This window comes from Okeania sp. SIO2B9 (assembly GCF_010672505.1).
Lineage (GTDB): Bacteria > Cyanobacteriota > Cyanobacteriia > Cyanobacteriales > Microcoleaceae > Okeania > Okeania hirsuta.
In genome coordinates this window covers 1-5621 of the sequence record NZ_JAAHGK010000416.1, presented here as the reverse complement: position 1 = coordinate 5621, position 5621 = coordinate 1, and the positions used below count along the sequence as shown (strand labels likewise).

Annotated in this window: 5 protein-coding genes; 1 reads left to right on the top strand and 4 read right to left on the bottom strand. The window is 35.6% G+C overall.

Annotation, left to right across the window (positions count from 1 at the left end):
• Window positions 1–310: 310 nt before the first annotated feature.
• The 4 genes from F6K13_RS15820 to F6K13_RS15805 form a co-directional block, all read right to left on the bottom strand.
• Window positions 311–658 (bottom strand): hypothetical protein, encoded by a 348-nt coding sequence (locus F6K13_RS15820; RefSeq protein ID WP_124142804.1) that lies wholly within the window; start codon window positions 656–658, stop codon window positions 311–313.
• Window positions 659–916: 258 nt separating this feature from the next.
• Window positions 917–1918 carry a UDP-glucose 4-epimerase GalE gene (gene galE / locus F6K13_RS15815; RefSeq protein ID WP_124142803.1) on the bottom strand — a complete coding sequence of 334 codons (1002 nt, stop codon included), beginning with the start codon at window positions 1916–1918 and terminating at the stop codon, window positions 917–919.
• Between the two features lie 199 nt (window positions 1919–2117).
• Window positions 2118–2792, bottom strand: a complete 675-nt coding sequence (locus F6K13_RS15810; RefSeq protein ID WP_240038741.1) for a (2Fe-2S) ferredoxin domain-containing protein — start codon at window positions 2790–2792, stop codon at window positions 2118–2120.
• Between the two features lie 487 nt (window positions 2793–3279).
• Window positions 3280–3525, bottom strand: coding sequence for an Asr1405/Asl0597 family protein (locus tag F6K13_RS15805; RefSeq protein WP_124142802.1), 246 nt, complete (start codon window positions 3523–3525; stop codon window positions 3280–3282).
• 280 nt (window positions 3526–3805) lie between these two features.
• Between F6K13_RS15805 and F6K13_RS15800 the strand changes: the two genes are divergently transcribed.
• The gene (locus F6K13_RS15800; RefSeq protein WP_124142801.1) at window positions 3806–4339 is read left to right on the top strand and encodes a Dps family protein; all 534 of its coding nucleotides are present in this window, start codon (window positions 3806–3808) and stop codon (window positions 4337–4339) included.
• The last annotated feature ends 1282 nt before the right edge of the window (window positions 4340–5621 follow it).

The window sequence follows — 5621 nt, the reverse complement described above, 5'->3', positions numbered from 1 at the left end:
TAAAAAAAATTAGTTTTTTCATCTGAAATGTTGTTTTTATTTCCTCTTCCCCGATTATTTCTTTCAATGCTTTTATTTCTTCTGATTGGGGATTTGGATAATTAGGGTTTGCATATGGAAAGTCTTTTTGGTGGGGTAGGAGACAGGAGACAGGAGACAGGAGACAGGAGTTAGGGGAATGAGCGAGTAGGTAGGAGTAAGAATTGTAAGAATGATTTTTCTGCCCAACTATTGCCTAAAATACGCTCCTTTTTGAGCATCAAGAGCTTAAAAACAGGTACTTTTTTCGACCCCAAAAAGGCACTTGTCTTTATATGTCAATGCTTTTAGATTTAATCAGCAAGCCCGAATTACATATGATCCAATATAAATAAGGAAGTATTTCTGAATATAGGGTAAAAAATTTTTCTCTTTCTTCTATTTTCAAAACATAATTGACTCCGCTTTCTGCGCTCAAATTCGTCCAGAAACTATCAATTAAGTTTAAATTAGAAATACACTTTTGATAACCTTCCCACAATTTTTCTTTTTCCCAAATCTTGGTATCTTTACTGAGTTGATGGCGATTGTTTAAGAAAGTGACAAATATCGCGATGCTTCCACCAACTAACGAGCTAATAACATATTTCCAACCATCAGGAATATCTGGAATAACCATTAGTTTTATTTTTCTCAATTCAAACTATGTAGCAATTGAATTATCAAAAATTTATTTGTTTATAGTTGCGCTGGATACCCCCTAAATATATCTGGGAGAGCTAAAGCGCAACAACGACTTTTATTTGGGTAAAAAATCAGCTTTCTGATACAAAGCTATATCTAAAGACAGACAAATAATCTCCATCATAAAGATTAGTTGTAACCACGACTATACCATTATTCTTACTTTTGCCTTTTGACTTTTGACTTTTAACTTTCAATTCCCGTGTCTTTTTTGATGCCATTGCCAAGCATGGGTAACAATATTTTGCACCTCTGGATATTTAGGAGACCAACCTAACACTTTCCTTACTTTGTCACTACTTCCTACCAAAACTGGTGCATCTCCTGGTCGGCGATCGCATTCTATTACTTTAAAATCTTTCCCAGTTACATTCTTAACCGTTTCTATCACTTCTCTGACAGAAAACCCATTACCATTACCTAAATTAAATACTTCACTGTTACCACCATTCAATAAATATTCTAGCCCCAAAACATGAGCATCCGCTAAATCACATACATGAATATAATCCCGAATACAAGTCCCATCATGGGTAGAATAATCTGTGCCAAAAATTGAGATAGCATCTCGCTTACCTAATGCTGCTAATAATACCAGTGGAATTAGATGAGTTTCCGGATTATGATCTTCTCCAGTTAAACCATTAGGATGCGCCCCTGCTGCGTTAAAATAGCGAAAACAAACAGACTTAAAATCATAAGCAACCTCAAAGTCCGAAAGTATTTGCTCTACCATCAATTTACTCGCCCCATAAGGGTTAATCGGATTTTTGGGGTGGTCTTCAGGAATAGGACTAGTCTGTGGTTCCCCATAAATAGCAGCAGTAGAAGAAAATACAAATTTTTTCACAGATGCTGCCAACATTGCTTCTAATAATGTTAGTGTACCTACTACATTATTGTGATAATATTTTTGGGGGTCTTTAACCGACTCTCCTACAAAAATATATGCAGCAAAATGCATTACTGCTGCTATATTGTGAGTGGCAAAAATTTTGTCTAATAGAGAGCGATCGCTTGTATCTCCCACAATCATCTCTACTTTCAGGACATTTTCTACTATGTCCCGATGTCCATAGACAAGATTATCCAGAATTACGACTTCATAACCTGCAGTTTGTAGGGCCTGCACTGCATGAGAGCCAATATATCCTGCTCCCCCAGTCACTAAAATAGTTGGCTTAGTTTGTGACACTTTTTTAGTCTTCCTTAATTGCTATTAATTTATTTAGTAGCTTCCCTGAAATTAATATTCGGTAGGCATAAAATAACTTTTTTGTCTTTACCCTACACTATTTTAATCCTTAATATTACAAATAAACAGTAAAATATTTCCAATCCCCAACAAGAGATTGGAACCAGAGAAACTTACTACAAATTAGCAATCTTTTGTGTTATGCTTCTAAACTAAAATGTTTTTCAATAACATCAGGAATTTCTGATGAACTAATCCGGCTATAACGGGCTTTGTTAGGCATAATTACTAGATTAGGTCCTGCTTTACACTTTTTCAGACATCCAGTCTTCTTAATTGTCACATGGTCTTGTAAGCCGCGATCGCTTAATACTTCTGATAATGCTTTACAAACTTTGCCTGCACCCCGTTTTTGGCAATCTGATTTTTGGCACACTAAAATCTGAGCTTTCTTCGCTGCACATTTAGAATTAGTTCCAGTGATTTTTTGTGGAGATTTACTACAAGTATGTTCAGTTTCAGATAACTTCTGCTCTTTTACTTGGCTAGATAAAGTTTCAACTAATCCCACATTATGATTTTTACATGGTGTTATTGCGTTATTGCTAAAATCTGGTATAATTTTTAAAGCCTTCAATTCTTCTTCACCAGTTTTCCGATAAACTGTTCTTTCTCCAGTTACTTTTACTCCTAAACCTGGTATTAATACTGAGGCAAAAATCTTCCTTAAAGGCTTGGCAAGTTTGATGGTATAATTACTACCTGCTGGCGTCTCTACATGAATATATTTCAGTTTGTAGCCGTCTTTAACGGTAACTTCTTGTATTTGTCCTTCTAAGATAAATTTTGTCATTTGCTTCTTGGATTTAGACATTGTTGGTTATTTTTGCTAGGTCATGGTCATTTATGCGGCTAGGGGTCGGTTTAAATACTTATACCGTTTCACTAAAGTCAAAAGTCAAAAGTAAGAAGTCAAAAGTTATATTTTAAATACTTAAAACCTCTACTCTACAGTAATTTCAGTTTATTATTTGACTTCATCAGTTACCGAAAAATTCTGGGTATGCGCCTCCCCTTTTAAGGGGATAAAAAGCGGTCGATCTTCGTAGCTTCCCGTAGGGTGGGATGGCGAGGTCTCTTAGTATCCATGAGACCAAGAGAAAGAGGATATTCTATATTTCAATCCCAATGCTTTCCTAGGTCATGCTGCGCAAACAGCTAGAGGTACTGATAACTGATAACTGAAATGACCAACTATTTGTGACATTTTTTAAGTGAAATGGTATTACTAAAAGTTTTGTATCTCTAGTGATAAATACATTACTTTTGCCCCTCTCTAACTTATGGTATTAATCAGCATATTAGCTAACCTGCAAACAGCGTTGTAACAATTGCACCAATTCGCAACGATTAGCAGTGAATTGTTTTAGTACACTCTCTAATTGGGTAGCTTCATTTGTGTTTTTGAGCTGTACCCGCAATGGCTTTTCTGTTTCACACCAACAATGAATATCTAACTCTTGTAAGCGTTTATAGACTTCCCATCGGTCTATTGAGCTTATTTGTAAAATCTCTCTAGTGTCTGGCCTCTGGTTGAATGTACTCATTTTTTTACAATTGCAATATATTAGCACTAAATTTACTCTTAAGGATTCTAGTAGTCCTGATGTGTCTCTACCAGAGTACCTATATTTTTGACTATACAATAGCTGCTAAATTTTCTCAATAGTTTGATCGAAAAAATTTGCTAACTTAGAATATCTTCTATCTGCTGTCTTGGCTCAGGTTGACTCTCCTTTTAACTGTGATAGACTTAAAACTGTTAGCAATAAGTCAAGCTAGATAACTAGCAATAAATTAAGTTAATTGAAAGGAGAATACATTAAGATGACTACAGCTACTCCAGTACAAGCATTTGGTGAAGTTAAGGAAAATCCAGTTGGATTAGAAAAAGAGGTAACAACACCAGTATGTGAAGGTATGAACGCTGCTTTGGCCAGTTTCCAAGCTTTATATCTCCAATATGAGAAACATCATTTTGTTGTAGAAGGATCGGAGTTCTATCAACTGCATGAGTTCTTTCAAGAAAGTTATGATAATGTAAGAGGTCATGTCCATGACTTGGCTGAACGTTTAAATGGTCTGGGTGGTGTTCCCGTTGCTAGCTTTGCTAAGTTGGCTGAAATGTGCTGTTTTACTCCTGAAGTAGATGGAGGTTTTAGTTCTCGCGCTATGGTCGAACACGATCTAGGAGCAGAACAGGAAGTAATTAAGTTATTACGTCGTCTTGCTGGACAAGCTGAAAGTTTAGGCGATCGCGCTACTCGCTACCTCTATGAGCAAATTCTACTCAAAACTGAAGAGCGCGCATATCACTTAGACCACTTCCTAGCTCCAGACACATTAGTAGTCTTGAACTAGGTTCACATACTTATTAGGTAGCAATTCAAGAATTTCCTAGAAAATGAACTATACAAAAGAAGCTGGTAGATGCAACACCTAAACTTTTGTTGTCAAAGATTCTTTATACACTAGCAAAAAACTCTATTTTAGTAGGTATTTGCAAGCAAAGCTTCAGAAATTCAACTTCTCAAACTTTAATTGCCTACAAAACTTTCACTCAGATATAAAATACAAGAATATTACTGGCAGAGAGATACACCCATTCTCTCTGTCAAATTTTTTTTTGCTGGATAACTAGGTAAGTAGATAAGTAGTTAGTTACTAATTCAAAGTATACTTCTGTTGCAATCTTTTTGCAACTACTCTGAATAAAATTTAATTTTTGTAAAATTGGTTACTGATTTATAAATAGAAGTTAGAAAAAGATGTTGTATTATTTCCAGTTGAACAACCAGAATAAATTTTTATATTTTTATCTCTTTAACCCCCCTGAGAAACCTATCCCTTACCCATAAGTCTTGAAACCCTTATGGGTAGCAGGGGAGCAGGGAGCAGGGGAGAAAGGAGAAAAAATCAATTTAGCTAAGTAAAACTACTGAAGTTGTCAAAAAAAAGTATGGAAAAATACATTTTTTCTCCCGAAAAAGCCGAGCCAAGACTCACTCATAACTCGTCTCTAAAGTCAAGCTTTATGTTAAGAAATGATGTGGGTATAAGTAACATTTTTTTGCCCTGATCGACTCTCAGCAGAATAGGCCAGGGGAGAAAAAGAGCCATCGCTTTAAATATAGGAGAAGGAAGAAGAATGGGCTAAAGTTGAAAACATCTTGCGTTCTCTGAATTTTAAGCTTTTAATATGTCCGGGCTCTTTGCTTGGACTGCTAGAGTAGTTTTCAAATAGATAGACTACAGTGGCCGAAGCATTCTACTACTCCCCCATCCCTAAACCAAAATAATCTTTTATTTTACTATACGATAACTACAGCAGTTTTGGAGTTGATGAGAAAAAAAGTTTTACGAGTTTAGGGAATAGAGACTATATCATGTCCGGATAATTAACGATAAAAAAAACTTTCTCCTTTTCCTCCTCTTCCTTAGAGCTGATTTGTAAACTGAGCTAAAATCCCTTTCTAGCATGGGTTTTTCAAAAGTTATGACCTTGGGGTTTAGATAGTGTCAAACCCTTACACTGTAAAGTATTTATCCTCTTAATATTTACTTTATAAATCAGCTCTTAGTGCTTATTGCTTTTTCCTTCTTCTTTGTTATTCTTTCTTACCTCCTGACTCCTTACTCCTCC

What these genes read in the sequence shown, in the direction of transcription:
- F6K13_RS15820 (WP_124142804.1), bottom strand. Translation starts at nt 658, where the DNA reads ATGGTTATTCCAGATATTCCTGATGGTTGGAAATATGTTATTAGCTCG.
- F6K13_RS15810 (WP_240038741.1), bottom strand. Translation starts at nt 2,792, where the DNA reads ATGTCTAAATCCAAGAAGCAAATGACAAAATTTATCTTAGAAGGACAA.
- F6K13_RS15805 (WP_124142802.1), bottom strand. Translation starts at nt 3,525, where the DNA reads ATGAGTACATTCAACCAGAGGCCAGACACTAGAGAGATTTTACAAATA.
- F6K13_RS15800 (WP_124142801.1), top strand. Translation starts at nt 3,806, where the DNA reads ATGACTACAGCTACTCCAGTACAAGCATTTGGTGAAGTTAAGGAAAAT.